At 70.6% G+C, this 25,250-nt stretch carries 22 protein-coding genes; 13 read left to right on the top strand and 9 right to left on the bottom strand.

Features of this window, described 5'->3' with window-relative positions:
* Positions 1–411 precede the first annotated feature (411 nt).
* Together BDW27_RS23835 and BDW27_RS23830 are read right to left on the bottom strand one after the other, a co-directional pair.
* On the bottom strand, positions 412–1,737 hold the full coding sequence (locus tag BDW27_RS23835; protein ID WP_233515902.1) for a PQQ-binding-like beta-propeller repeat protein: 1,326 nt from the start codon (positions 1,735–1,737) through the stop codon (positions 412–414).
* A gap of 40 nt (positions 1,738–1,777) precedes the next feature.
* Positions 1,778–3,028, bottom strand: a complete 1,251-nt coding sequence (locus BDW27_RS23830) for a PQQ-binding-like beta-propeller repeat protein (RefSeq protein ID WP_233515901.1) — start codon at positions 3,026–3,028, stop codon at positions 1,778–1,780.
* A 590-nt stretch (positions 3,029–3,618) separates the two neighbouring features.
* Between BDW27_RS23830 and BDW27_RS23825 the strand changes: the two genes are divergently transcribed.
* From BDW27_RS23825 to BDW27_RS23815, 3 genes are all read left to right on the top strand, one after another.
* A complete protein-coding gene (locus BDW27_RS23825) occupies positions 3,619–4,023 on the top strand; it encodes a hypothetical protein (RefSeq protein ID WP_017546948.1) in 405 nt (134 codons plus the stop codon).
* A 99-nt stretch (positions 4,024–4,122) separates the two neighbouring features.
* Positions 4,123–5,055 carry an AEC family transporter gene (locus BDW27_RS23820; protein ID WP_110051836.1) on the top strand — a complete coding sequence of 311 codons (933 nt, stop codon included), beginning with the start codon at positions 4,123–4,125 and terminating at the stop codon, positions 5,053–5,055.
* A 301-nt stretch (positions 5,056–5,356) separates the two neighbouring features.
* Positions 5,357–7,261: a serine hydrolase gene (locus BDW27_RS23815; protein ID WP_233515900.1), complete on the top strand. Its 1,905-nt coding sequence runs from the start codon at positions 5,357–5,359 to the stop codon at positions 7,259–7,261.
* A gap of 189 nt (positions 7,262–7,450) precedes the next feature.
* Here BDW27_RS23815 and BDW27_RS23810 read toward each other — a convergent pair whose 3' ends face one another.
* Genes BDW27_RS23810 through pdhA form a run of 3 tightly spaced genes read right to left on the bottom strand, consistent with a single transcriptional unit; the run spans position 7,451 to position 11,006 of the window.
* The gene (locus BDW27_RS23810; RefSeq protein WP_110051833.1) at positions 7,451–8,887 is read right to left on the bottom strand and encodes a dihydrolipoamide acetyltransferase family protein; all 1,437 of its coding nucleotides are present in this window, start codon (positions 8,885–8,887) and stop codon (positions 7,451–7,453) included.
* A gap of 19 nt (positions 8,888–8,906) precedes the next feature.
* Complete coding sequence (locus BDW27_RS23805) at positions 8,907–9,887, bottom strand: alpha-ketoacid dehydrogenase subunit beta (protein ID WP_017546943.1); 981 nt, start codon at positions 9,885–9,887, stop codon at positions 8,907–8,909.
* Positions 9,888–9,890: 3 nt separating this feature from the next.
* Positions 9,891–11,006 (bottom strand): pyruvate dehydrogenase (acetyl-transferring) E1 component subunit alpha, encoded by a 1,116-nt coding sequence (pdhA, locus tag BDW27_RS23800; protein ID WP_110051831.1) that lies wholly within the window; start codon positions 11,004–11,006, stop codon positions 9,891–9,893.
* A gap of 398 nt (positions 11,007–11,404) precedes the next feature.
* On the opposite strand from pdhA, the gene BDW27_RS23795 reads away from it, so the two are divergent.
* Positions 11,405–12,508 carry a CPBP family intramembrane glutamic endopeptidase gene (locus BDW27_RS23795; protein WP_110051829.1) on the top strand — a complete coding sequence of 368 codons (1,104 nt, stop codon included), beginning with the start codon at positions 11,405–11,407 and terminating at the stop codon, positions 12,506–12,508.
* A 268-nt stretch (positions 12,509–12,776) separates the two neighbouring features.
* On the opposite strand, the gene BDW27_RS23790 is transcribed toward BDW27_RS23795, so the two are convergent.
* Positions 12,777–13,412, bottom strand: coding sequence for a sigma-70 family RNA polymerase sigma factor (locus tag BDW27_RS23790; protein WP_110051827.1), 636 nt, complete (start codon positions 13,410–13,412; stop codon positions 12,777–12,779).
* Positions 13,413–13,689: 277 nt separating this feature from the next.
* Between BDW27_RS23790 and purS the strand changes: the two genes are divergently transcribed.
* From purS to purL, 5 genes are all read left to right on the top strand, one after another.
* Entirely contained in the window at positions 13,690–13,932 is a 243-nt protein-coding gene (gene purS, locus BDW27_RS23785) for a phosphoribosylformylglycinamidine synthase subunit PurS (protein WP_017546939.1), read from the top strand.
* A gap of 224 nt (positions 13,933–14,156) precedes the next feature.
* Positions 14,157–14,636 carry an ATP-binding protein gene (locus BDW27_RS23780; protein WP_110051826.1) on the top strand — a complete coding sequence of 160 codons (480 nt, stop codon included), beginning with the start codon at positions 14,157–14,159 and terminating at the stop codon, positions 14,634–14,636.
* A 346-nt stretch (positions 14,637–14,982) separates the two neighbouring features.
* On the top strand, positions 14,983–15,672 hold the full coding sequence (gene purQ, locus BDW27_RS23775; protein WP_110051824.1) for a phosphoribosylformylglycinamidine synthase subunit PurQ: 690 nt from the start codon (positions 14,983–14,985) through the stop codon (positions 15,670–15,672).
* Positions 15,673–15,715: 43 nt separating this feature from the next.
* Positions 15,716–16,243, top strand: a complete 528-nt coding sequence (locus BDW27_RS23770; protein WP_110051822.1) for a hypothetical protein — start codon at positions 15,716–15,718, stop codon at positions 16,241–16,243.
* A gap of 81 nt (positions 16,244–16,324) precedes the next feature.
* The gene (gene purL, locus BDW27_RS23765) at positions 16,325–18,619 is read left to right on the top strand and encodes a phosphoribosylformylglycinamidine synthase subunit PurL (RefSeq protein WP_110051820.1); all 2,295 of its coding nucleotides are present in this window, start codon (positions 16,325–16,327) and stop codon (positions 18,617–18,619) included.
* A gap of 81 nt (positions 18,620–18,700) precedes the next feature.
* Here the strand turns inward: purL and BDW27_RS23760 are convergent, their stop codons facing one another.
* Positions 18,701–19,210 (bottom strand): hypothetical protein, encoded by a 510-nt coding sequence (locus BDW27_RS23760; protein ID WP_110051818.1) that lies wholly within the window; start codon positions 19,208–19,210, stop codon positions 18,701–18,703.
* Positions 19,211–19,342: 132 nt separating this feature from the next.
* Between BDW27_RS23760 and BDW27_RS23755 the strand changes: the two genes are divergently transcribed.
* A complete protein-coding gene (locus BDW27_RS23755; protein WP_110051816.1) occupies positions 19,343–19,588 on the top strand; it encodes a hypothetical protein in 246 nt (81 codons plus the stop codon).
* Between the two features lie 86 nt (positions 19,589–19,674).
* On the opposite strand, the gene BDW27_RS23750 is transcribed toward BDW27_RS23755, so the two are convergent.
* Positions 19,675–20,403 carry a class I SAM-dependent methyltransferase gene (locus BDW27_RS23750; protein ID WP_158543602.1) on the bottom strand — a complete coding sequence of 243 codons (729 nt, stop codon included), beginning with the start codon at positions 20,401–20,403 and terminating at the stop codon, positions 19,675–19,677.
* Positions 20,404–20,683: 280 nt separating this feature from the next.
* Between BDW27_RS23750 and BDW27_RS23745 the strand changes: the two genes are divergently transcribed.
* From BDW27_RS23745 to BDW27_RS23735, 3 genes are read left to right on the top strand one after another with little or no spacing between them, the layout of a single operon-like run.
* Positions 20,684–21,193, top strand: coding sequence for a pyridoxamine 5'-phosphate oxidase family protein (locus BDW27_RS23745; RefSeq protein ID WP_110051869.1), 510 nt, complete (start codon positions 20,684–20,686; stop codon positions 21,191–21,193).
* The gene (tdh, locus tag BDW27_RS23740) at positions 21,190–22,236 is read left to right on the top strand and encodes an L-threonine 3-dehydrogenase (protein WP_233515899.1); all 1,047 of its coding nucleotides are present in this window, start codon (positions 21,190–21,192) and stop codon (positions 22,234–22,236) included. Before BDW27_RS23745 ends, tdh begins: the two co-directional genes overlap by 4 nt.
* Before the next feature lie 33 nt (positions 22,237–22,269).
* Positions 22,270–23,262, top strand: coding sequence for a GNAT family N-acetyltransferase (locus tag BDW27_RS23735; protein WP_158543601.1), 993 nt, complete (start codon positions 22,270–22,272; stop codon positions 23,260–23,262).
* Positions 23,263–23,294: 32 nt separating this feature from the next.
* Here the strand turns inward: BDW27_RS23735 and BDW27_RS23730 are convergent, their stop codons facing one another.
* Positions 23,295–25,199: an endonuclease/exonuclease/phosphatase family protein gene (locus BDW27_RS23730; protein WP_110051811.1), complete on the bottom strand. Its 1,905-nt coding sequence runs from the start codon at positions 25,197–25,199 to the stop codon at positions 23,295–23,297.
* Positions 25,200–25,250 lie beyond the last annotated feature (51 nt).

Here is a 25,250-nt window from a genome sequence, read left to right as displayed (position 1 = left end):
ATGGCGTGAAATCCCGCGACCCCAGGGAGAGGACACCTCGGATGCCCAGGACAAGGAAACAGCGCGGCGCCATGGCCACGCTGACGTCGCTGCTCGACAACACCCTCGCAGCAGCCGCCTCCACCACGTAGGAGGCGACACACGGGGATCACCGTTCTCCGACGGAGACAAGGGCCAGAGAATCAGCCCCGCCTGGGCGCGCCCGTCGGGTTCCTGGTCATATGCCCTGACCCACGCCCCTTCGTCACATGAGCCTGCCCGCCGCGGTCCTGTCGATCCCTCTGTTCGTCGTCACTGCGGTCGCGGCGGCCGACACCGTCGCCGTGTCGGTGAAGGGGGCCCGCCGCCACAGGCGGTTCGCGCCGGACAGGTCCCGCAGCAGCCGGAGGCCGACCGGGGGCGCGGGTCCAGTCAGTGGAATGCGATGACCTTGGCCCCCTGGTCCTGGGAGTCAGCCAGGCCGACCAGCACCACGGCCCCGGGCACGGCCTCGAACTGCCCCTCCGGCTGCCTCGCCTCGAAGTACCCGGCCGCCCTGACCGGCTCCGGGAGATCGATCCGGTGCACGTCGCCCCCGCCCCAGGGAGCGACGTTGACCGGAGTCTCGGGATCCTCTGATTCGAGCTTGACCACCGCGTCCTCCAGAGCCAGCACGTAGCTACTGATCGACGCCGTGGGCACCGCCCGCTCCTCGGTGGCCAGGATTTGGCCGTCGAACCGGCGCAACTCGTAACCGGCGGCCTTGACAGAAGGAGCGCGCTGGGCGACGAGGAACCCGTCTTCGAGCGTGCGAGCCAGGTAATGGTGCTCTTCTTCCTCGAGCCCTGTCGCGTCACCCACGACCCCACCCGTGACCGGATCGAACACGTACCTCTCGCTGAACTGTTCGTCCTGATACGACGACCCCTGGTCGTGGTACACGGGAAGCACCTCACCCGCCCCACGCACGGAACGGCGTTCGGAGGTCAGGAACGCTGCTTCCTCACCCTCCAGGTGCCACAGAACCGACCCGTCCCCAGGGTCCAGACCGATCAGCTCGGCGTCGAGCGAACCGCAGCCCGCTCGTACGACCACCGCGTCGGAGAACACCACCGGCCGGTCAGCCCGGTGCACCTTCGAACCCTCACACGTGAACAGGTCCTCGGTCCGCCACAGCTCGGATCCGTCCTCGTCCGAGAGCATCGCCCCCGAGAGCCCGTCACCGGCCTCCAAGTGGAAGACACCCCCGTCGCCAGCGACACCCACGTTGAAGGGCCCTGGCTTCTCGACGTCGGGGGCGATCGGCTCCTCGAAGTCGCCGACGACCTCACCGCTGACTCCGTCCAGGACCACACGCCGCCACTCGACCGGAGGGACGGACCCCTCCTCGTCGTCGGCCGCCCCGACCTCCTCGTCCGGTGCTTCCTTCGGGTACATCACGTGAACCCGCTCCCCGGAGGAGGACACGTCCGTCAACGCACGGACACCCTCGTCGTCCACGGTGAAACTCCACCGCTCCTCACCGGTCACCCCGTCCAGGGCCACCACTCCCCGAGCCGTACGCACCAGGGCACCGCGCGGGAGGGGGGTCACCTCCACATCCCCCCAGTGACCTTCAGCGGTCCACTCCCACGCCACCTCGGAGATCGACCCCGGCACGGCGGCGTCCGACCACTCACCGTCCAACTCCTGGTGGCTGACCGAGACACCCCCGAACCCCAGCACAGAACAGGCCCCGAGGGGGACCAGGAACACCACGGCCACTCCAGCGCTCGCCCACCGGAGAAACGGTCGGGGCCTACTCACCAAAGCCGAGCACCTTGACCCCCTCGCCCTCGGCGCCGCTCAGGTCGACCAGAACCACGGCGCCGGGGACAGCCTCGAACCGGCCCTCGGTCTGCCTGGTCCCCGAAGGCAGAGCGACATCGGTGGATTCGGGCACATCCACATCGAACGGTTCGCTTCCCTCCCAAGGAGCGACGCTGACCATCGGCCCGCCGTCTCCCGAATCCGCGAACTTGACCACCGCGTCTTCGAGGGCGATCACGTACGCCCCGGGCGACGACGTCTCCACCGCCTGTGCCGCGGTGGCCGAGACCCGGCCGTCGAACCGGCGCAGCTCGTAACCGACAGCGTCCGCCCCGGACTCGCGCCGCGACACGAGGAACCCGTTCCCGAACGTGCGCGCCGGGTACCAGTCCTCGCCGCTCCCCGCGGCGTCGCCCACGACCTCACCCGTGACCGGGTCGAGCACGACCGCCTCGGCGAACTCCTCGCCCCAGTAACCGTCCCCGTCCTGGTCCAGGGCGAACAGGTCTCCCACTGCACGCACCGAATCGGCGGAGGGGCGCGCTCCCGCGCCCTCGAGGTGCCAGAGGATCTCTCCGTCCTCGGGGTCCAGGGCGACCAGCTCGGCCTCATCCGTGCCGCACTCCGCGCGCACGACCAGCGCCTCGGGGAAGACCGCCGGCCGATCGGCCCGGTCCACACTCCCGCCGTCACACGTGAACAGGCCCTCGGTCCGCCACAGCTCCGAACCGTCCTCGTCCGAGAGCATGCGACCGCTCAGCAGCGGCTCGGAGCCCAGTTCGAAGAGGCCTGCATCAGTGGCGGCCCCGACGTCGAAGACCCCCAGCTCCTCGATGTCGCCGGTGATCTCCTCCTCCAGGTCGCCGACGATCTCGCCGGTCACTCCGTCGAGAACGATCCTCCGACCGGGCACCCCCGCCGAGTCGTCTCCGTCGGGGTCCCCGGACTCCTCGCCCGGTTCGTCGTCCGGGTAGAGCACGTGGACCCGCTCCCCGGACGAGGACACGTCCGTCCGTACGGGGACGTCCTCGTCCTCCACGGCAAAGCTCCACCGCTCCTCACCGGTCACACCGTCCAGCGCGACCACACCGTGCGACATACGCAGGAGCACGCCCCCGGGCAGCGCGGTCACCCCCAGGTCACCCGTGTACCCCTCGGCGGTCCACTCCCACGCCAGTTCCGAGACAGTCCCGGGTACGGCGGCGTCCGACCACTCACCGTCCAACTCCTGGTGGCTCACCGAGACACCCCCGAACCCCAGCACAGAACAGGCCCCGAGGGGGACCAGAAACACCACGGCCGCTCCAGCGCTCGCCCACCGGAGGGATGGCCGGCTTCTCGTCATGCTCTCCCACTCCTTGCGCTGCCCGGCTCAGGACACATGGCGATCATTCATCGGAACCCCAGAACGGTGGCCCCGGCGCCGTCTCCCTCGGTTCGCTCCACAAGCGTCACGGCCCCGGGGACCGCAAGGAACCGGTCATCGCCCAGCAAGTCATGGGCATCCTCGCCACGCACACCTGTTCAGACGCAGATTCCCCTCAGGGAATCCCATAGTAGGCATCGGTGAAGTCACGTTCGGCCAGTACCTCACCACACCCGGACCGGCCCCAGATTCCCAAGGGTTGATCTCCCTCGGCACGTTCGATCAGTCCGGGGGGCGCGATCCGACACCATGCGCCCGGGCCTCGGAGAGCCCCGCCTCCTGACGCGGACACACCAGTGGCACCTTCCTTACCGCTTTCGGAGGGTGCCGCATATAGCGTGAAATCCCGCGACCCCAGGGAGAGGACACCTCGGATGCCCAGGACAAGGAAACAGCGCGGCGCCATGGCCACGCTGACGTCGCTGCTCGACAACACCCGCGCCGTGGCCGGGTCCGCCACGGCCTTCGGCGCTCCGGTGACCTCGGGCGCGACCACCGTGGTCCCCGTCGCCCGGGTCAGCAGCCTGAGCACCATGGGCGGCGGCACCGGCAACCTCCCGTTCTTCGGCGGCGACGGCGCCGGCGGCGTGGGCTTCACACGGGTGCGCCCCTCGGGCTTCCTGGTGGTGGGCCCCGAGGGCGCCGGTTTCCGCCCCATCCGTCAACCGGCCACGGCGCTGGCCATCCCGCTGGCCGTGATCACCGCCGTCGCGGTCACCCGCATCGTCTCCGTCTCGGTCCGGGAGGCCCGCCGCCGCAGGATGGTCGCCGCCCTCCAGACCCGGCAGGAGTGCTGCCAGGAGCACTGAACGGTCACTTTCCGTGGTGTGACGTGGACCGTTTCGCTTCCGGGCGGACTCCGTTAGCCTCGGCGGGTCGCGGCCGCACGGTTGTTCGGAGGGCGTTCCTTGTCCGGGGTCATCGTCGGGTTCGGCGTCATCGCCAGCATTGTCGTCATCGGCTACATGCTCGGGCGAATACCCCTGCTCGGTCCGGGGGCCCGGGAGGTCCTCAGCAAGCTGGCGTTCTTCGTCGCCAGCCCCGCGCTGTTGTTCACGATCCTCGCGCGGACCGACCTGTCCATCCTGGTTTCGGGTCCGGTCCTGGTGAGCGTGCTCAGCGTGGTGATCGTCGCGCTCGCCTTCCTCGTGGTCGGGGTCGTCCGGCGCTGGGGCGTCGGCCGCACCACGGTGGGCGTGCTGGGCGCCTCGTACGTGAACGCGGGCAACCTGGGCATCCCGATCTCCGTCTACGTGCTCGGGGACGCCTCTCTGGTCGCCCCGATCCTGCTCTTCCAGCTGCTGGTGCTGGCCCCGGTCTCCCTGACCGTGCTGGACCTGGCCAACGGGAGCGTGCGGGGTTTCTGGCCGGTGCTCCGGCGCTCCCTGGGCACCCCCGTGCGCAACCCCGTGGTGATCGCCTCCATCGCCGGGGTCGCGCTCTCCGCCTCGGGCTGGGTTCCACCAGCTCCCCTGATGGAGCCGTTCGAGCTGATCGGCGGTATGGCGGTCCCGGCGATGCTCCTGGCCTTCGGGATCTCCCTGCACGGCAGCTCCCTGCCGGGCCGCGCCGGGCCCGACCAGGTCCCCGTCCTGTTGGCGGTGGTCCTGAAGTCGGTCGGTCTGCCGTTGACCGCCTGGGCGCTGGGCTCCCTGGCGTTCGGGCTGGAGGGCGCCGCCCTGTTCTCGGTGGTGGTCCTGGCGGCTCTGCCGACGGCTCAGAACGTGTACAACTACGCCACCCTGTACCGGACCGGTGAGACCCTCACACGTGAGGTGATCCTGCTGACCACCTTCCTCACGGTGCCGGTGCTGTTCGCCATCACCTTCCTGCTGGGCTGAGCCCCGCCGGGAGCAGGAACGACGCGGGCTCACTTCGCAAAGGGACGTCCTCGGTCCCACCGGGCGCGCTGGATCTCGTGGACCCTCACCGCGTGGCTCTGTCCGCCGAAGCCCGGCGGGGTCACGCGGCGGACCAGGTCGGAGTCGGGTTCCAGGAGCTGGAAGCCAGCGGGCTGTCGTCGTGAACCGGGGGCGTACTACAGCTGGCTGTACCGGGAGGAGGGTCACGAGCGCCAGTGCCCCCGAGGGGCCGGATTCCTAGCGTTGTAGCTGACAACGAACAGCCCGCTTGGAGCCCTCCGTGCCCGTATTCCTCTCCCGCTCCGCCCCACTCGGCCTCGCCCTGGCGGCGGCCCTGGTCCTGGCCCCGGCCGCCGCGAGCGCGGAGCCAGCCGCACCCCCGCCCCCTTCTCTCGGACTCACCAGGGAGTCAGCCGAGGAGTTCGTCGACCAACGCGTCCCCGAGCTCCTGGAACGGCACGGAGCCCCCGGCGTGGTGGTCTCCGTGGTCGGGGACGGCGCCCCGCTGGCCTCGGCCGCGCACGGGACCGCGGACCTCTCCACCGGAACGCCCCTGGACCCGGAGGTGCACGGCATCCCCACGGCGTCCGTCGCCAAGTCCTTCACCGCCGTGGCCGTCCTCCAGCTCGCCGAACGCGGCGAGGTGGACCTGCACGAGGACGTGAACACGTACCTGCCCGAGGACCTGCGGGTCCCGGACACCCACGAGGGCCAGCCCGTCACCCTCCACCACCTGCTCACCCACAGCCCCGGGTTCGACGAGCGCACCGAGATGGACGACCCCGAGGACGCCGGGAGCCAGCGCGGCCTGACGGAGTTCCTCCGGGACAACACCCCGGACCGCGTCTTCCCGCCCGGCCGGTTCACCGCCTACTCCAACTACGGGACCGGGCTGGCCGGGTTCGTGGTCCAGGAGGTCAGCGGCGTTCCGTTCGAGGAGTACGTGGAACGGAACGTGTTCGCACCGCTGGGCATGGACGGCACCCGGTTCGGCCAGCTCCACGAGGAGACCGACCTCGTCACCGGACACCGGCCCGACGGCTCCCCCGTGCCCTACCCCCACATTCCACTGGTCCCCGCCGGGGCGGCGGTGACCACCGACGACGACATGGCCCGGTTCATGCTGGCGCTGCTCGGCGGCGGGGAGCTGGACGGTGAGCGCGTGCTCGGCCCCGACTGGACCGGGGCCATGCTCGACCGCCAGTTCGAGGTCCACCCGGACACCACCGCCATGGGCTACGGGGCCTACGAGCACCGGAGAGGAACGCCCCGGACCGTGGGCCACGGCGGTGACCTGGACGGCCTCCACACCGGCTACCTGGTCGTGCCCGAGATCGACGCCGGGGTGTTCGTGGCCGTCAACGGTGACGACGCGGGCCCCGACGCCGGGGACAACCCCTTCCACGACCTGCGCTTCGCCGTCCTGAACGCATTCGCCGACACCTTCGCCCCGGCCGGGGACGACGGGACCGGCGGCGAGCGCACGGACGCGGCGGACACGGGCGCCTACACCGGCAGCTACGTGACCACGCGGCGCTCCACCTCGGGGAGCGCGCGCATCGTCACGCTCTTCGACAACGTCACGGTGCGGGACGCGGGCGACGGCTCCCTGAGGGTACGGGGAGCCATCATGCCGGAGGAGCACTGGCTTCCCGTGGGGAACGACGTGTTCGAGACAGCGGACGGCGGGGAGCGGCTCGCGTTCGTGGTGGAGGACGGCCGGGCCGTGGCCGTGTACCTGGAGGCCAACCCCACCAGCGGTTACGACCGCGTCCCCGTGTGGGGCAGCGCCGGCGTGCACCTGGGCGCCGTCGCCGTCTCCCTGCTGCTCCTGCTCAGCGGGGCCGTCCAGCTCCGCCGCCCGGGAGGGGCGGTGCGGACCGCCGCCGCCGTCTCCGCCGGGCTCACCGCCCTCGCCTGCCTGACCGGGGTCGGGCTGGTGGTCTACGCGGTCACGGACCTGAACCGGCTCCAGGAGTGGCTGCTCAGCGGCTCGGCCGCGCTCTCCCTCCCGCTGGGGCTGGCTGTCCCGCTGACCCTGGTCACCGCCGGGTTCGCGGTCACCGCCTGGGTTCGGGGCTGGTGGGGCCCGGTGCGCCGGGTCCACTACTCGCTGCTGCCGGTGGCCGCGCTGGCGGTCGTCGCGGTGGGCGCGCAGTACGGTCTGGTCTGGCCCTTCGCCTGAGGTCCGCCCCCGCTTCGGAAAAAGCGGGGGTCAAGGGTTGGTCACGCCCCCGTAGCGGGAACACCTCTGCGTAGGGCCCGCCCCCACCCCCTTGGGGGCGGGCCCGTCCACGGACGCGGCGACGGCACGCACGCGAAGGCCGGTGCGGCCGGGGAGTCTCCCCCGGCGGCACCGGCCCTCACTCTTCGGCTATCCCCAGGCCAGGGCGGTCAGCTCCGGGTCCTCCAGCGCGGTGCCGACGTCGCGCAGCAACTTGGAGCCCAGTTCCCCGTCGACCAGCCGGTGGTCGAAGGAGAGCGACAGGGTCGTCACCTTGCGGATTTTCAGTTCGCCCTTGTGGACCCACGGCATGTCGCGGATCTGCCCGAAGGCGAGGATGGCGGCCTCACCCGGGTTGATGATCGGCGTACCGGCGTCCACCCCGAACACACCGACGTTGGTGATGGTGATGGTGCCGCCGGACATGTCGCCCGGGGTCGTCTTCCCCGACCTCGCCGTGTCGGTGAGCGCCTTCAGCGACGCCGCCAGCTCCGGGAGGGTCTGGGCGTCGGCGTCCTTGATGTTGGGCACCACCAGACCGCGCTCGGTGGCGGCCGCGATCCCCAGGTTCACGTAGTCCTTGACCACGATCTCCTGCGCCTCCTCGTCCCAGGAGGAGTTGACCTCCGGGTGGCGGCGGACCGCCATGAGCAGGGCCTTGGCCACCAGCAGGAGCGGCGACACCCGGACGTCGGCGAAGTCGCGGCGCTCGCGCAGCCGTGCTACCGCCCTCATCGTCTTGGTGACGTCCACCTGGAGGAACTCGGTGACGTGCGGCGCGGTGAACGCGCTGTTCACCATGGCCGCGGCGGTGTGCTTGCGCACGCCCTTGATCGGGACGCGCCGCTCGCGGGCGGACCGGTCCGTCGTGGACGCGGTCTCCGGCACGACGGCCGTCTCTTCGGTGGAGGCCGGAGCGGGCGCGGCCGCACCGCTGCTGTCGGCGGCGGCGCGCACGTCCTCACGGGTCACGATGCCGCCTCTGCCGGTGGGCGCGACCGCGCCGAGGTCCACCCCGAGGTCCTTGGCCAGCTTGCGGACCGGGGGCTTGGCCAACGGCCGCCCCGCCGCGGGCACGGCGGCCGGTGCGGGCTCGGCGGCCGGTGCCGGCTCGGTGGGCCTGGGCAGGGGCGGCGACACCGGACCCGAGGGGGTCGGACGGCGGCGGGCCCTGCGCTGCGTGGCGGCGGCCTTCTCGCCGTAGCCCACCAGGGGCTTCTCCCGGGTCTCGGTCTCCTCGGGGGCGGCCGCCTCCGCCGTGTCTGTGGCGTCGCCGGACCCGGGGTCGGAGCCCTCGCCGGAGCCGGAGCCGCCGGTGCCGTCGTCCACGGTGATGATCACCGAGCCGACCTCCACCGTCTCGCCCTCGGCGGCCATCAGTTCCCGGACCGTGCCGGAGAACGGGCAGGGCAGCTCCACGACGGCCTTGGCCGTCTCGATCTCACAGACCATCTGGCCGTCGGCGACGGTGTCGCCCGGCTTGACGTACCAGGTCAGGAGCTCGGCCTCGACCAGGCCCTCACCGACGTCGGGCAGTTTGAACGCGTGCACGCCGTCAACCGCGGGCGTGCTCTTCTGAATCGCCATGTCTTGCGGTATCCCCGATCTAGTACGCGAACGCCCGGTCGACGCCGTCCAGGACCCGGTCCAGGTCCGGCAGGTAGTGTTCCTCCAGCCTGGACTGCGGGTAGGGGGTGTCGAACGCGGCCACGCGGATGACCGGCGACTCCAGGTGGTAGAAGCACTCCTCCGTGACCCGGGCGGCGATCTCCGCGCCGGGGCCGCCGGTGAGCGTGGCCTCGTGGGCCACGACCAGACGGCCGGTGCGCTTGACCGACTCGGTGATGGTCGCGTAGTCGACCGGCGCCAGCGAGCGCAGGTCGACGACCTCGATGGAGTGCTCGGTGTCGGCCTCGGCCGCCTGGAGGGCGGTCTTGACCATGGGGCCGTACGCCAGCAGCGTGCAGTCGGTGCCGGAGCGCGCGATCCGGGCCGCGCCCATCGGCGTGACCTCCTCGATGGAGGCCTCGGTGTCGACCTCGGTCTTCTCGTAGTAGCGCCGCTTGGGCTCCAGGAAGATGACCGGGTCGTCGGAGCGGATGGCCTGCTGGATCATCCAGTAGGCGTCCTCCGGGTTGGCGACCGTGACCACGCGCAGACCGGCGGTGTGCTGGAAGTACGCCTCGGGGGACTCGCTGTGGTGCTCCACCGCGCCGATGCCGCCGCCGTAGGGGATGCGCATGACGACGGGCATGGCGAGTTTGCCCGCCGAGCGGCGGCGCATCTTGGCGAGCTGGGTGAAGGTCTGGTTCGCGGCGGGGAAGAAGAACCCGTCGAACTGGATCTCCACGACGGGCCGGTAACCCCGCATGGCCATGCCGATGGCGGTGCCGACGATGCCGGACTCGGCCAGCGGGGTGTCGATGACCCGGTCGGCGCCGAAGTCCTTGTGGAGGCCGTCGGTGACCCGGAAGACGCCGCCGAGCTTGCCGACGTCCTCGCCCATCATGAGGACCTTGGGGTCGTGCTCCATGGCGGCGCGCAGGCCGGCGTTGATGGCCTTGCCGATGGTGAGGTTGGTTCCCATGGCCTAGCGGCCCCCTTCCGCACCCGCACCCTCGAAGGAGGACAGGTAGTCGGCGAACTCGGACCGCTGCTGGTCGATGTGGACGTTGGGCTCGGCGTAGACCTCGTGGAAGATGTCCAGCGGCTCGGGGTCGGGCATGGTGCGGCACTGGGCGCGCACCATCTCGCCCACGCTGTCGGACTCCTCGTCGATCGAGGCGAAGAAGGCGTCGTCGGCGAGGCCGTTGAGCTCCAGGTAGCGGCGGACGCGCAGGATCGGGTCCTTGGCCTTCCACTCGTCGAGCTCGGCCTTGTCCCGGTAGCGGTTGGGGTCGTCGTTGGTCGTGTGGGCGCCCATCCGGTAGGTGAACGCCTCGACCAGCGTGGGTCCGTTCCCGGTCCGCGCGTTGTCCAGGGCGGCGCGGGTGACCGCGAGGCAGGCGAGGACGTCGTTGCCGTCCACGCGCATGCCCGGGAAGCCGAAGCCCGCGGCGCGCCGGTAGATCGGCACGCGGGACTGGCGCTCCAGCGGCTCGGAGATGGCCCACTGGTTGTTCTGGCAGAAGAAGACCACGGGGGCGTTGTTCACCGAGGCGAAGTTGAACGCCTCGTTGGTGTCGCCCTGGCTGGTGGCCCCGTCCCCGAAGTAGGAGATGACGGCGGAGCCGTCCTCACCGACGGCGCCGTCGCGCTGGACGCCCATGGCGTAGCCGGTGGCGTGCAGCGCCTGGCTGCCGATGACGATCGTGTACAGGTGGAAGCCGTGCTCGTGCGGGTCCCAGCCTCCGTTGCTGGCCCCGCGGAACATGCTGAGCAGTTCCCTGGGCTGGATCCCGCGGCACCAGGCGACGCCGTGCTCACGGTAGGAGGGGAAGGCCATGTCGCCCTCGCGGAGTGCGCGCCCGGAGCCGATCTGCGCGGCCTCCTGCCCCAGGAGCGAGACCCACAGGCCCAGTTCGCCCTGGCGCTGGAGGGTGATCGCCTCGCTGTCGACCCGGCGGACCAGGACCAGGTCACGGTAGAGCGCGCGGATCTCCTCCGCGCTGATGTCCAGGGGGTAGTCGGGGTGCTGGGTCAGCTCCCCTTCCGGTGTCAGGAGCTGAATGAGCTCCGGTTCCTCGTGCGCGGCGATGTGCGACACGTCGCTCCTCGGGTTCTCGGGGCCGACTTCGCGTGGGTGAACGCTGATCGGCCGGATCACGGTCCGTCCACCCGGGGTGTTGGGCGGGTGCGGACAGCCCTCCCCATATCGTGACAGAACTCACTATGGAGAGCGCAAGCCCCCAGCGACACCTTTTCCCCTGCCCGACCCATGATCTCGAACCCTGGCCACAGCGCAACTACCAGGGCTTCCTAGCTTTTACAAGGCCTTCCAACTACTTTGTGGCAACTTGTCCACAACGTGGCGTTTCGCCCCGGCCCCAGCCTCGATCCGGCGCGCGGGATGACACCTGTCATACGGCGGGCAGTGTGATCCGCAGCGAAAACGCGTGATTCCGGAGACTGCCCGCGAGGGGACCGCGGACCTAGGTTCGGAGTATGCACCGCGAAGACGACCACACACCCCCGCACCCCGCGTCGGCCCCGATCCCGCCCGGGCCCCAGGCAGCCGTGGCCCCACAGGTAGGCCGGAGGAAGCGTCGCGGCCCTCGTCCGGTTCCCCCGGGGCGGGAGTACCACCGGGTCCTGGCCACCGAGAAGCGTCAGATCTGGCGGGGGATCGCAGCGCTCGCGCTCCTCATGGGCGGCATGCTGGTCTTCTCCTTCGGGTTCGCGATCCTGGGCATGGTCGTCGACCTGCTGCTCGGCCGGGACAGCCTGATGACCGGCGGCGACGAGTACACGCCGGTGCTCCACGGCGCGACCCTGCTCGGCCTCGCCCTGCTCCTCCCGTGGAGCATGCTGATCCAGCGGTGGCTCTACGGCGTTCGCGGCGCCTCGCTGCACTCCGTGCTGTCGGCCTTCCGCATGGAGGTCTTCGGCCGGGCGCTCCTGGTGATCCTGCCGCTCTGGACGCTCTACATGGCCGTCTTCACCGTGGTGGGTCCGTCCGTCCCCGAGGCGGACTGGGCGTTCCGGGACATCGTCGCGATCTTCGCCCTCACCCTGCTGCTGGCGCCGCTCCAGTCGGCCGGTGAGGAGTACGGGTTCCGCGGTCTGGCCTTCCGGGTGGCCGCGAGCTGGGGCCGGGGGCCGCGCACGGCGCTGACGCTGGGCGTCGTGGTGTCGAGCCTGCTGTTCACGTCGGCGCACCTGGCGCTCGACCCGTGGCTCAACCTGTACTACTTCACGATGGGCGTGGCCCTGAGCCTGATCACGTGGCGCACGGGCGGCCTGGAGATCGCGGTGGTCATCCACGCGGTGAACAACACGGTCGCCTTCCTGTTGTCGGTCGTCCTGCGCAGCGACTTCGCCGAGGGTTTCGACCGCTCCACGGGGGCCGGGTCGGCGGCGATGCTGGTTCCGTGCGTGCTGCTGGTGGCGATCACGGCCGTGGTCTGGTTCCGCACCAGGCGGACGGGGCCGGAGCTGACCCCGGCGGAGCACCCCCGGGTCACGGCTGGCCCGGCACCGGATACCTCAGGAACGGCGGGGGACGGGGAATCCGGGCGAGCGGAGGAAAACGGCCCCTGGGGCCCCTGAACCGTCGCTGGTTCCGAACACGGAGAATGCACCGGAGCCGACCCCGGGTCGCTGCCGGTGCGTTTTCCGTCAGAAGTCCGGTGAGTGGCCGAAGGCGGACGGTCCCACCCGTTCCGGCGCTTGGCCCGGGGCTCTTCCGATCTCACCGGGAGCGCTTCTCGGCGTGTTCTCGGTCGTCATTGACGGACCGCCGAACGCCCCGGCGGCATGACCTCCGGGCGCTTTCGGGTCCCCGTTCCGGCCACGGTCGCGACCGGTCATTGGGCGGTTACTCGGACGCGGTCCGCGCCTCCTGTGCGGGGACCCGCATTCCGCGTTCACGGCCGTAGTCGGCGAGCATCTCGCGGAGCTGACGGCGCGCCCGGTGCAGGCGCGACATCACCGTGCCCAGGGGCGTGCCCATGCGCTCGGCGACCTCCTTGTAGGCGTACCCCTCGATGTCCACGAGGTAGATGACCTCCTGGAACTCCTCGGGGAGGCGGGCCAGGGCCTGCTTGATGTCGGAGTCGGGCAGGTGGTCGAGGACCTCGGTCTCGGCCGAGCGCATCCCGGACGAGGTGTGGGTCTCGGCCGCGGCGAGCTGCCAGTCCTTGATCTCGTCAGTGGTCTCCTGACGCGGTTCCCGCTGCTTCTTCCGATAGCTGTTGATAAACGTGTTGGTGAGGATCCGGTAAAGCCAGGCCCGCAGATTGGTTCCGGCACGGAACTGGTGAAAATTCGCGAAGGCCTTGGCGAACGTCTCCTGGACCAGGTCCTCAGCGTCGGCCGGATTGCGGGTCATCCGCAGGGCCGTCGGGTACAGCTGGTCGGCGAACGGTGTGACCGCGGTGGCGAAGTCCAGTGTCTGCGCCTCGTCACGGGCTCCACCGGTCGTGGAGATCTGATCCTTTTCGAGAGTCGTCAAGATTCCCCCTCGGGACGACCGAATGATCACTTCCACCCTGTAAGACGCAGCCACACGCTCCCAATGATGACATCAATTGTGGTGATACGGGTCACGAACGCGTCGAGCCCGTCACCTGTCCCGGCAACGACGCGGCAAAGACCCCGCGTGGCACCTGGCCAGGACCCGTGCGCGCCTCCGAGTGTCATACGCTGGCGACGCCCGCCAGGCGCGTCCGGACGAGGCGCCCTACAGAACGGCGGACCAGTGGCATACCCATTTTTCCTGTGGAGGACCTGTGGCCCGCGTCGTGGTTGACGTCATGCTCAAGCCCGAGATCCTGGACCCGCAGGGCCAGGCCATCGCCGGTGCCTGCCCCCGCCTCGGCTTCGAGGGGATCGAACAGGTCCGCCAGGGCAAGCGCTTCGAGGTCGAGGTCGAGGGCGAGGTGGACGAGGCCAAGCTCGCCGACGTCCGCCGTCTGGCCGAGACCCTGCTCGCCAACACCGTGATCGAGGACTTCGAGGTTCGCCCCGCCTGATCCCCGGTCCCCACCGGCACCGGAGGTCACGAGTGGGGAACGGCACTCGGCCGGGAAACGGTCGGCGCCAACCGCGCCACCAGGCCTCCTGAGTGTCGCAAGTGTCCCGAATGTTCAGCCGCGTCCCCTTGGGGGCGCGGCTGTTCGTTTTACCCGCAGCGGCCTCGGGAAGGGTTCCTAACGTGCCGAGCTGGTAACCGACACGGAGCACGAGAGGTACACGGATGGACACCGTTTTCTCGATCTCCCTCCCCAGGCAGGCGTACACGGTCGCCGTCGTACGCGACGTCCTCGGCGCGCTGCTTCGCCGTTCGGGCCTGTGCGCCGGATGTGTCGACGACATACTCCTGGCGGCCTCCGAGGCCTGTTCCAACGCCGTCGAACACGGGGAGAGGTACCCCGACTACGAGGTGGGGGTCGAGCTCGCCGCCAACTGGTGCGAGCTCCAGATCTCACAGCCGGGCAAGGCGCCCGACACCGGGGCGCTCGTGCAGCGATTCGCCTCGGAACACACGCCCCTCCCGGGTCTGACGTCAGAATCGGGCAGGGGCATCTCTTTGATGCGCTACCTCATGGACGAGGTCGACCTGCATCCCGAACCCCGCACCACCGTCATCCTGCGCAAACGCGTGACGACCTGCGACCCCGCCCACCGGGGGGCCTCCGAACGGGGCCAGCCGTCGACGCGGTTCGCGCTCCTGTAGACCGACCGCCCGGACCCCAGGGTCCGCGCGCCCCGCGCACCGTCCGCGCGGGGTGCGGCGTGCGCGAATCCGGCCGCCTCCGCCAGTGACGTACGCCTCGTGAACTGTCGAGTCACACACCCGCACCCCTTCCAGACGGGCCTTCCTTGGGAGGATCACACAGTCCGAACCCCCTCGATGGGGGTGACGGTCGTACCCGAGCACAGGTGAGCGGGTACGCTGCGGATGTGGGGCGTGTTCCGTGGAATCCTCCGCGCTCGCGTCGCCAGGCTGCCTCCTGCCGCCGTCCCGGCGACGGGCCAGCCGCCGACTCCTCCCCGTCGAACAACCAACCCGGAGTGTGCTCATGACAGCCCGTGTGGGCGTCGTCACCTTCCCAGGCTCCCTTGACGACAAGGACGCCGCTCGCGCGGTCTCCCTGGCGGGTGCCGAACCCGTCGCGCTCTGGCATGCGGACAACGACCTCAAGGGGGTCGACGCGGTGGTACTGCCCGGCGGCTTCTCCTACGGGGACTACCTCCGCTGCGGCGCCATCGCCCGCTTCGCCCCGCTGATGTCCGAGCTGGTCCCGGCCGCGCGTTCGGGCGCGCTGCCGGTCCTGGGCATCTGCAACGGCTTCCAGATCCTGTGCGAGAGCCACCTGCTCCCCGGTGCCCTCACCCGCAACTCCTCGCTGCGGTTCGTCAACCGCGACCAGGTCCTGCGGATGGAGAACACCCGGACCGCGTGGACCAACGGCTACGACGAGGGCCAGGAGATCCTGGTCGTCCTCAAGAGCGGCGAGGGCAGTTACGTCGCCGGCGAGGAGACCCTGGACCAGCTGGAGTCCGAGGGCCGGGTCGTCGCCCGCTACGTCGGGGGCAACCCCAACGGTTCGCGGCGCGACATCGCGGGCGTCACCAACGAACACGGCAACGTGGTCGGGCTGATGCCGCACCCCGAGCACGCCGTCGAGGCCCTGACCGGCCCCTCCACCGAGGGGCTGGGGTTCTTCACCTCGATCCTCGGCCACCTGGCCGCCCCGGCCCAGGTCTGACACATCCCGCCCCGACTCACCCGACAGGGAGACGATCCTCGCGATGATGGCGCTGCTGCGCTCCCGGAAACTGCTGTACGTGCTCGTGGGGCTGGTCGTGGTCGGCCTCGTGGTCTCCGGGGCCATCGGCCTCTTCCAGTCGTTCAACTCGCCCCCCGTGGCCACCCCCGGCGACGGCCAGGGGCAGCAGGGACCCGGGCAGCAGGGCGAGCAGGGCACTCCCCCGCCCGATGTCGGGGCTCTGGACAGCCCGCCGTCCGGGTTCACCTACGTCGACCAGGACGAGGCGCACTGCTCCCAGGGGCAGTGCTTCCGTCTCATCGTGATCGCGGGTGAGGAGGGCGAGGAGCTCGACGGTGAGCCCGAGGAGGCCGTCCGGGCGGTGTACGAGCACCTCGTCTCCCACGGCTGGCGCCAGGAGATCCCGCCGGGCGCCGAGTCCGAGGAGGACGTCGAACTCATCGACACCGTGCTCACCGACGACACGACCCTGGTGGCCGACTCCACGGCCTCCGAACCCGGTGCCCTGCCGGTGCTCATGCTCGGCAACGCGGGAAATCCCGCCGACTGATCCGGTGCCGGGCGGCGGACACAGCCAAGGCTCGGCCTCCACCCTCCGCGCAACTCCGCGACACCCGAACGGAAGCACCGCATGTCTGAAGCACCCGGTCTCGACACCGTCGCCACCGCGACCGCCAGTCCGGACACACCCCAGCCGTACGCCGAACTGGGCATGCCCAGGGACGAGTACGAGCGGGTCCGCGAGATCCTGGGCCGCCGCCCCACCGCCGCCGAGCTGGCCATCTACTCGGTGATGTGGAGCGAGCACTGCTCCTACAAGTCCTCCAAGGTTCACCTGCGCCAGTTCGGTGAGAAGGCCCCGGAGAACGACGCCCTGCTCGTGGGCATGGGCGAGAACGCGGGTGTGGTGGACGTCGGCGACGGCAACGCGGTCACGTTCAAGATCGAGTCGCACAACAGCCCCTCCTTCGTCGAGCCCCACCAGGGCGCGGCCACCGGTGTGGGCGGCATCGTCCGCGACATCCTCACCATGGGCGCCCGCCCCGTGGCCGTGATGGACGCCCTGCGTTTCGGCCCCGCCGACGCCGACGACACCAAGCGGATGCTGCCCGGCGTGACCTCCGGCATCTCCTTCTACGGCAACTGCCTCGGTCTGCCCAACATCGGCGGCGAGATCGGCTTCGACCGCAGCTACCTCGGCAACCCGCTGGTGAACGCCCTGTGCGTGGGCGTGCTCAAACACGAGGACATCAAGCTCGCCCAGGCACCCGGCCCGGGCAACAAGGTGGTCCTGTTCGGTTCCACCACCGGCCCCGACGGCATCGGCGGCGCCTCCGTTCTGGCCAGCGCCTCCTTCGACGAGGAACTGGAGTCCAAGCGGCCCAGCGTCCAGGTCGGCGACCCGTTCATGGAGAAGCTCCTCATCGAGTGCAGCCTGGAGCTGTACGCCCAGGACATGGTCGTCGGCATCCAGGACCTCGGCGCCGCGGGTGTCTCCTGTGCCACCACCGAGCTCGCCGCCGGCGGCACCGGCGGCATGAGCATCCAGCTGGACCGGGTACCGCTGCGCGACCACCGGCTCACGCCTGAGGAGATCCTCATGAGCGAGTCGCAGGAGCGCATGATGGCGATCGTCGAGCCCGCCAAGATGCCCGACTTCCTCGCGGTCTGCGACAAGTGGGGCATCCTCGCCGCCGAGATCGGCGAGGTCACCGAGGTCACCCCCGAGGAGGCCGAGCGCGGCGGCCGCCTGGTGATGACCTGGCACGGCGAGACCGTCGTGGACATGCCGCCCAGGACCGCCTCCGACGAGGGCCCGGTCTACCAGCGCCCCTTCGCCCGCCCGGAGAGCCAGGACGCCCTCCAGGCCGACGACGCCGCGAAGCTGCCCCGCCCCGAGGGCGACGCCGAACTCCGCGAGCAGCTCCTGCGGGTGCTGGGCGCGCCGGGCGTGTGCGACCCGACCTGGGTCACCCAGCAGTACGACAGCTACGTGCGCGGCGACACCGTGGTGTCCACCCCGCACGACTCCGGCATGATCCGGATCTCCGACGACTCCGACCGCGGCGTGGCCCTGGCCACCGACGGCAACGGCCGGTACACCCTCCTGGACCCGTACGCGGGAACGCAGCTGGCGTTCGCGGAGGCCTTCCGGAACGTGTCCGCCACCGGCGCCCGCCCGTTGGCGGTCACCAACTGCCTCAACTTCGGTTCGCCGGAGGACCCCGGTGTCATGTGGCAGTTCGCGGAGACCACCCGAGGTCTGGCCGACGCCTGCCAGCAGCTCGGCACCCCGGTGACCGGTGGAAACGTCAGCTTCTACAACCAGACCGGCGACGTGGCGATCAACCCGACCCCGGTGATCGGCGTCCTCGGGGTGATCGACGACGTCAACGCCCGGTTGCGCTCCGCCTTCGAGGACGACGGCACCCGCGTCTTCCTGCTGGGAGAGACCCGCGCCGAGTTCGGCGGGTCCGCCTGGGCCGACGTCGTCCACGACCACCTGGGCGGGCTCCCGCCGCTGGTGGACCTGCCCGCCGAGGCCGCCCTCGGCGAGGTGCTGGCCAGCTCCGCCGAGCAGGGTCTGGCCGCGGCGGCGCACGACCTGTCGGACGGCGGCCTGGCCGTGGCCCTGGCCGAGGCGGCCCTGCGCGGACGCAGGGGGCTGCGGGTGGAGGTGGACGGCGACGCCTTCACGGCGCTGTTCAGCGAGTCCGCCGCCCGCGCGATCGTCGCCGTGCGGCCCGGTCAGGAAGAGGCCTTCGTGGCCCTGGCGGCCCAGCACGGCGTCCCCGTCACGCAGATCGGCACCGTCGGCGGGGAGAGCCTGTCGGTGAGCCACCCGGGCGGTGTCGTGGAGATCGGCCTGGACGAGCTCCGCGCCACCTACGAGCAGACGCTGCCCGCGCTGATGGACGGCGTGTAACCACCCGAACGACGAGGGGGCGCCCGGTGGGGCGCCCCCTTTCGTGTACCCGGGGCGCCGCCTCACGGGCCGAAGGCGGGGTCAGACCCTCCCGGTACCGCAGTCGACGTAGTCGATGACGCTCGCCTCGTAGGCGTCGAAGGTGTCGAGGGTCTCCCAGAACTCGTCCATGTAGTCCTCGACGAAATCCTCGGCCTCCACGGCGTCGCCGCACCAGGTGACCTCGTTCTGTCGCATGGCGCTTCCCAGGGCGCCGTCGATCCGGTTCAGGTTGAGCGAGGTGTCCCACGTGTCCGTGTCGAGTTCGACGCGGTACCCGTCACCCTCCTCATGGACGACCCCGGCGTCGAACAACAGCTCCCTGGTGGGACCCGTGTTCGCGATGACCACGTCGGAGTCGCCCTCGGTGAACATGCGCTCCAGCGTGCGCACCCGCACCTCACGTTCCACCCAGAACGCCGAGACGTAGGGCGTGGTCGCCTCCGGCTCGGCTCCGGCCTCGGTGTCGGGGGTGGAACAGCCGGTCAGGATCAGGACGAGCGGCAGGGCGACGATCAGGGGACCGGGCACACGGCCCTCGTGGTGGGACAACCTTCTCCTTCGGACGACGGGGCGGAACGCTCCGCCTCATTCTCCCGGCCGCGGGAAACCACCGGAGAGGCACCCCGGAACGTGCGTGCGGCTCCGTTGGGGTAGGACTGTTCACAGGGAGGTGTCAACGACATGGAACGTGCCAGACGCGGCAGGTTGAAGGGGGCTCTGGGGACCCACGACCGCCCGGCGAGCGCGCTGGGTTTCCGGCTGGTCCTGGCGGTGTTCGGGGCGTTGGTCCTGCTGCTGGGGACGGTGGCGGCCATCGTGCTGACCAACCAGGCGTGGTTGATCGTCGTCCTCGGGGTCGGGTTCGTCGCGGCGTGCGTGAACGTCTACTGGGTGAGCCGCCGTCTCCACTACGAGCGGCCCGCGTAGAGCGCCCCAGGCTTCGGGGCGAGACCCCGCGGGGAGCGCCTGTGAGCAGCGCCCCGTGAGAAGCGCCCCTGTGAGAAGTCCGCCCGTCAGGCCTGTGAGGGGCGCCGGGCCTCCAGGATGAGCGCGTGCGGCCGGTCCAGGTAGTCGCGCCAGAAACCGGGGCCGAGCTCGCGCTCACCCTCGGGTGAGACGTGGTGTCCGAGGCCCCGGACCGCCGTGAAGCCCGCGCGGGTGAGCGCCTGGTCGAGCGCGTGCCTGGTCCAGTACCGGGCGGCGATCTCCTCCTCGCCCATGACCAGGGTGATCCGGGAACCGTCGGCCAGGGGTTCGGGCACCACCAGGTCGAAACCGTAGGGCCGGTAGTAGCCGGGGACGGTGCTGAGGTCGGGGTTGGCCGGGAGGGCGACCAGTCGGCCGCCCGGTTTCAGGGCGGTGAACGCCTGGGCGCACAGGACGTCGAGTTCGTCCCGGTCCGCGGCGTAGGGCATGACGTAGACGGACAGGACGAGGTCGAAGCGTCCGGCGAACCCGTCGGTGAGCGGCGCCCGTGCGTAGCGGACCCCCAGGGGGTGTTCGTGCTCGGCCTGTCGGGCGTGCTCCAGCATGCCCTCCGCCACGTCCGCCCCGACCACGTCCTCCGCGCCCAGCCTCGCCAGCGTCCGGCTGTGCGGGCCGGTTCCGCAGCCCAGGTCGAGTGCGCTGAGCCCGGTCACGTCCCCCAGCGCGCGGATGATGCTCGGGAGTTCGAGGTGTCTGCGGAACGGCGTCTGGGCGAAGTCGTCGTAGATGTCGCCAAGTGCGTCGAACTGGGCCATCGCGGCCGCCTCCGTCCCTCCGTCCGCCCCACGACCGGAGGCGGGGCGTGCTGTTCGTCCCGTCACCACCGACTGTACGCGTGGGCCGAATCCCCTACGCCGAACACGGAGAATACGTTCGCCATTTCGGAAGGTGACCAAACTCCTGCGAAGCGTGGGGCCATTGTTCTCCCCTGTTGGGGAAGTGGCGAATTCTCCAGACAAGCCAAAATATTCATAGGACATCCTGTTTGCCCTCCTATCCTTCGGGCATGGTCGTCGGCACCCCACGGAGAGAACAATGCAAGTTCCCAAGAAACTGATCGACCGAAGCAATTTCCTCATCGAGAACGGGCGTTTCGTCACGCTCGCGACACAGTCGCCCGACGGCGCCTGGGCGTCGACCGTCAACTACGTCCCCCTGCGCGAGCCGCTGCGTCTCCTTTGGTACTCGCTGCGCGAGGCGCGCCACTCACAGAACATCCACGCCCACCCGATGGTCTCCGGATCGATTTTCGTGACCGGGCTTCCCGGCCTCGGCCTGGACGGGGCCCAGTTCACCGGAAGAGCCTCCCCGGTGACCGGAGACAACCTCGAGCACATCTCGGAGTTCTATTACCAAAGAAACTTTCCCGACGACGAGACCCGCCAGAATTGGCGCCTCCCCCTTTCCGAATTCCACGGGGAAGGACACCGTCGGTTCTATGTGGTCGAGATCGACTCCTGGTGGTTGCTCGACGTCGACCAGTGGCTCGTGGACATGAACGACCAGCGCGTCGCCGTCCCGCTCGCACCGCTGGTACGGAAATGAACGGGACACGCGCCGAGACGATGCCCGCCCTGTACAAGTCCGGCCCCGGGGCGGGCCTGGAGCTGGTCGAGGCTCCCGTTCCGCGGCCCGGACCGGACGAGGTGCTCATCCGCGTCCTGCTGACGGGGATCTGCGGAACCGACCTGCACATCCTCCAGTGGGACGACTGGGCCCGGAGCTCGGTCCGCACACCCCTCATCCCGGGGCACGAGTGCGTCGGGCGGATCGTCGAGACCGGGAGCGGCGTCAGGGGGCTGCGCGAGGGACAGACCGTCGGTGTCGAGGGGCACCTGACCTGCGGCCGGTGCGCGCAGTGCCGTTCCGGGGCCCGCCACCTGTGCCTGAACAACACCAACCTCGGCGTGCACACCGACGGGGTCTTCGCCCGCTACGTCGTGGTCCCCGCCGCCAACGTGTGGGTGCACGGGGAGGGGGTGACGTTGGAGGTCGCCTCGATCTTCGACCCCCTGGGCAACGCCGTGCACGCGGCGACGACCCACCCCGTCAGCGGACTGTCCGTCCTGATCACCGGCGCGGGTCCGATCGGGCTGATGGCGGCCCAGATCTGCGCGCGCATGGGGGCGCGGTCGGTGGTCGTCACCGACATCAGCTCCTTTCGCCTGCTGCTCGCCGAGAACATCGACGTGGTCCCCGCCGCCGCGTCCGAATCGGGTTCCGAGGAGCTGCGCGAGGCGGGTGGCACCCCGCTGGGCTTCGACATCGGCCTGGAGATGTCAGGGGCGCCCGAGGCCCTACAGACCATGCTCGACGCCGTCAGCCCGGGTGGCCGGATCGTCGCGCTGGGCCTGCCCTCCCGCGAGACCTCCGTGGACTGGGCCGACATCTCCACCCGGATGCTCAGCATCCAGGGCGTGAGTGGTCGGCGCATCCCCGAGACGTGGCGCAGCGTCGCCGCGCTGGTCGCCAACGGGCTCGACCCCTCCTTCGTCATCACCCACACGTTCCGCTACGACCAGTACGCCGAAGCCTTCGCCACCGCGGCCAGCGGAAGAGCCGGCAAGGTGCTGCTGGACTGGACCTAGGTCCGCCGAGGAGGCCACACCATGCCGTTACACGTGTCAATCGAACCCGACACCGGCACCTTGGACACCCGTGCCTGTGAGCGGCTGGTCAGGGAGACCGGTGCGCCGGTGTTCTACTCACCGGCCTTTCTGCGGGCGTTCGAGGCCTTCCCCCTGCACTCCGTCGAACGCGGCGCCCACATCCTCGTCCATGACGAAGACGGGAGAGCGCACGCGGTTCTACCGGTCTACCTCCAGCGGGGCGTCGACCCGATGGGGGCGCTGGCGGCCAACCGGCCCGAGGCGCTGGACCACCCCGTCCTGCTCTCCCACGTCTGGCACTGCTACGAGACGACGATCCCTGCCCTGAGCCCCGAGGCGGCACGTCTGGCGGTGGACGCGATGGGTGACCTCGCCGGGGAGTGGGGCGCGACGCTGTACGGGGCGGCCAACGTCGGGGCGGACAGCGACGCGGCGCGTGTGCTCGGCGCCGCGGGTCTGTCCGGAACCCCCCTCGACCGGATGTGGAGCATGGACGTCTCCGGTCTGGGCGGGTTCGAGGCCTACCTCGAGAGCCTGGGGGGCAAGCCCCGCAGGGAGATGCGCCGATACCTCCGCAGGGCCGAGGAGTCCGGTGTCCGGGCCCGGGAGCTCGGGGTGGACGACGCGGACCTGGACGGGTTCGTCCGGTTGGCGCGCGCCACCGCGGGAAGCAAGCACCACAACGCCGACTACTACCTGCCCGGGGTGTTCCAGGGGTTTCTCGGCGCCTTGGGAAGCTGCGCCCGTGTCACGGAGCTTCGTGTCGACGGGCGGCTCGTCGCGTCCCTGGTGTGCCTGGCCGACGACACCCGCCACCACGTGTGGTGTCTGGGGGTGGACGACGAGGCCTGTGAGGGGTTCAGCCCGACCTACGTCCTGGTCGCCCACGCCCTCAGGTCCGCGTTCGAGGAGGGTCGGCCGACGGTGACTGCGGGCAGGCGCAACGGATGGTTCAAGGCCCGCTACGGCTTCCACCCCACCGAACTCCAGGTCTTCCTCTCATAGGAACCCGGGACAGCCCGGGCAAGGGGCGCGCCCTACTCGGCGAGGCTGAGGGTGACCGCGATCGGGCGGTGGTCCGAGTGGGGCACGTCGGGGTTGGCGGGATCGCTCGGAACCAGGTCGTCGCTCGTCAGGATGTGGTCGATCTGCTGGTCGGAGCGAGTGTCCGCCGCCATCGTGGGGAAGGGCCGCACCGACGCGAAGGCGTCCTGGTAGTCGCCCCCGGACCAGCCCTCCAAGGGGAGTTCCTCCGGCTCGAAGTTGAGGTCCCCGGCGATCACCACGGGGGCGCGCGTCGTCCACCTCGTCTCTTCGGCGACGAGCATCAGCGCGCTCATCTGATCGCTCGCGCTCGGGTTCGCCAGGTCGTACCCCTCGGGCTGGAGGTGGGTCGCGATCACACTCACCTCCGTGTCCGCCCACTCCATGGTGACCGCCAGCGCCTGCGCCCCGGTGGGGCCGCTGGCGGGGAGCGCGTGCCCGCGTACCTCGGTGACCGGCAGGCTGGTGAGTACGGCGTCCCCCCAGAACGGGCCGTCGGCGGGGCCCCAGTACGCGGTCATGCCGAGCCGTTCGGCGAGCATGGACAGGCCGTCGTGGCCTCCGTTGAGCAGCCAGCCCCGGTCGACCTCGCTCAGGGCGACGACGTCGGCGTCGAGGGCGCGCAGCGCGTCCGCCTGCTCCGCCACGGAGAGGCGCCCGTCCATCCCGAAGCCCATGCGCACGTTGTAGGCGGCCACCCTCAGCCCCTCCGCTCCGGACTCTGAGGCGGGTGCGCCGGTGCGTGCGATCGGCGCGACGACCGTGGCGGCCAGGGTGAGCGCCGCGGCCGCCGTGGTGGTCCGCAGGAGGGTCCGACCTCCCCCGGGTGTGGGTCGCACGGCGGTCGCGCGGGGCAGGATCGCGGCGGCGAGAACGGCCAGCGCGACGAAGGGCACGTGGTCGTTGGGGGCGTGCAGGTCGTAGGCGGCGTAGAAGACGAACACCAGCACCACGAAGAGCAGGAGGCCCGACGCGGCGAGGAGACCGGTCCGGATGGGCGCCCTCGTCCCCGCCGTGGCCGCCCATCCGGCGCAGGCGGCCAGGGCGGGCTGGCCCAGCAGGAGCGCCGCGAGCGACCACGCGGGAAGGGTCCCCTGAACTTCCCCGGGCAGGAGTGGCGCCAGCCACAGCGTGGTGAGGATCGCGAACAGCACGGCCAACGGCAGGAGCGGGTTGGGCGTGTAGCGCCGTGGGTTCGCGGCGACCAGTACGGACAGCACCGCCACCACGCTGAGCGCGACGGCCGCGAAGGGGGTGCCGCCGATGGTCTGGGCCACCGCGGGGTTGGCGGTGTACAGCCCGGCCAGGAAGAGCAGGGGCCCCAGCGCCAGCCAGCCGCGAGGGCGGATCGGGGCAGGATCGCCGGGAGTCGCCCTCCAGGCCCGGGCCGCCGTGAGCAGCAGGCCCAGCGGGGCCACGAACACCGCGACCCAGGCGGCGGGGCCCTCACGCCAGACCAGGTCCACCGTGCCCAGTGCGGTGTGCGCGGCGGTGGAGGCCGCCAACCCGGCCACGAGTCCGACCATGACCCCGTGGCCGGTCGCCCGGCCGTCCACGGCTGTGGCCATGGCCGTGCACACCAGCCACACGGCGCCCAGTCCGACGAGCGCGGAGGCCAGGTACAGCTGGGGGTCGCCGCCCTGGGTGAACTGGAGCCCGACCCGGCCGACCGCGAGCGCCGCACCGGCGGCCAGGGCGACCCCGAGCGGGGGCAGGCGCCGGGCCAGCGCCACGAACGGGAGGGGGACCAGGAACCAGGCGAGCGCGTAGGCACCCATGAGTTCCGGGCTGGTCGCGCCCGCCTGCCCGAAGAGGGTGATCAGGGAGGGCAGGAACACTCGGAGCACGTCCAGGAGGAGGACCGTTCCGAACGCCGTGACCAGTCGTCCCTGGTGCATGTCGCTCCAGCCGTCGGGGGTAAGTGAACGATTCTCACCTTTTCCGGCGGC

Origin of the sequence: Nocardiopsis sp. L17-MgMaSL7 (genome assembly GCF_003182025.1) — a bacterium.
Classification (GTDB): Bacteria; Actinomycetota; Actinomycetes; order Streptosporangiales; family Streptosporangiaceae; genus Nocardiopsis; species Nocardiopsis prasina.
Note: the sequence above shows the minus strand (reverse complement) of the source record. Positions and strands in the feature narration are given on the sequence as shown.

Bases quoted from the DNA above. Each gene is read 5' to 3' on its own strand.
- BDW27_RS23825 (WP_017546948.1), top strand. From the start codon at position 3,619: ATGGCCACGCTGACGTCGCTGCTCGACAACACCCGCGCCGTGGCCGGG.
- BDW27_RS23810 (WP_110051833.1), bottom strand. From the start codon at position 8,887: ATGGCGATTCAGAAGAGCACGCCCGCGGTTGACGGCGTGCACGCGTTC.
- BDW27_RS23805 (WP_017546943.1), bottom strand. From the start codon at position 9,887: ATGGGAACCAACCTCACCATCGGCAAGGCCATCAACGCCGGCCTGCGC.
- BDW27_RS23795 (WP_110051829.1), top strand. From the start codon at position 11,405: ATGCACCGCGAAGACGACCACACACCCCCGCACCCCGCGTCGGCCCCG.
- BDW27_RS23780 (WP_110051826.1), top strand. From the start codon at position 14,157: ATGGACACCGTTTTCTCGATCTCCCTCCCCAGGCAGGCGTACACGGTC.
- purQ (WP_110051824.1), top strand. From the start codon at position 14,983: ATGACAGCCCGTGTGGGCGTCGTCACCTTCCCAGGCTCCCTTGACGAC.
- BDW27_RS23770 (WP_110051822.1), top strand. From the start codon at position 15,716: ATGATGGCGCTGCTGCGCTCCCGGAAACTGCTGTACGTGCTCGTGGGG.
- purL (WP_110051820.1), top strand. From the start codon at position 16,325: ATGTCTGAAGCACCCGGTCTCGACACCGTCGCCACCGCGACCGCCAGT.
- BDW27_RS23755 (WP_110051816.1), top strand. From the start codon at position 19,343: ATGGAACGTGCCAGACGCGGCAGGTTGAAGGGGGCTCTGGGGACCCAC.
- BDW27_RS23750 (WP_158543602.1), bottom strand. From the start codon at position 20,403: ATGGCCCAGTTCGACGCACTTGGCGACATCTACGACGACTTCGCCCAG.
- BDW27_RS23745 (WP_110051869.1), top strand. From the start codon at position 20,684: ATGCAAGTTCCCAAGAAACTGATCGACCGAAGCAATTTCCTCATCGAG.
- tdh (WP_233515899.1), top strand. From the start codon at position 21,190: ATGAACGGGACACGCGCCGAGACGATGCCCGCCCTGTACAAGTCCGGC.
- BDW27_RS23730 (WP_110051811.1), bottom strand. From the start codon at position 25,199: ATGCACCAGGGACGACTGGTCACGGCGTTCGGAACGGTCCTCCTCCTG.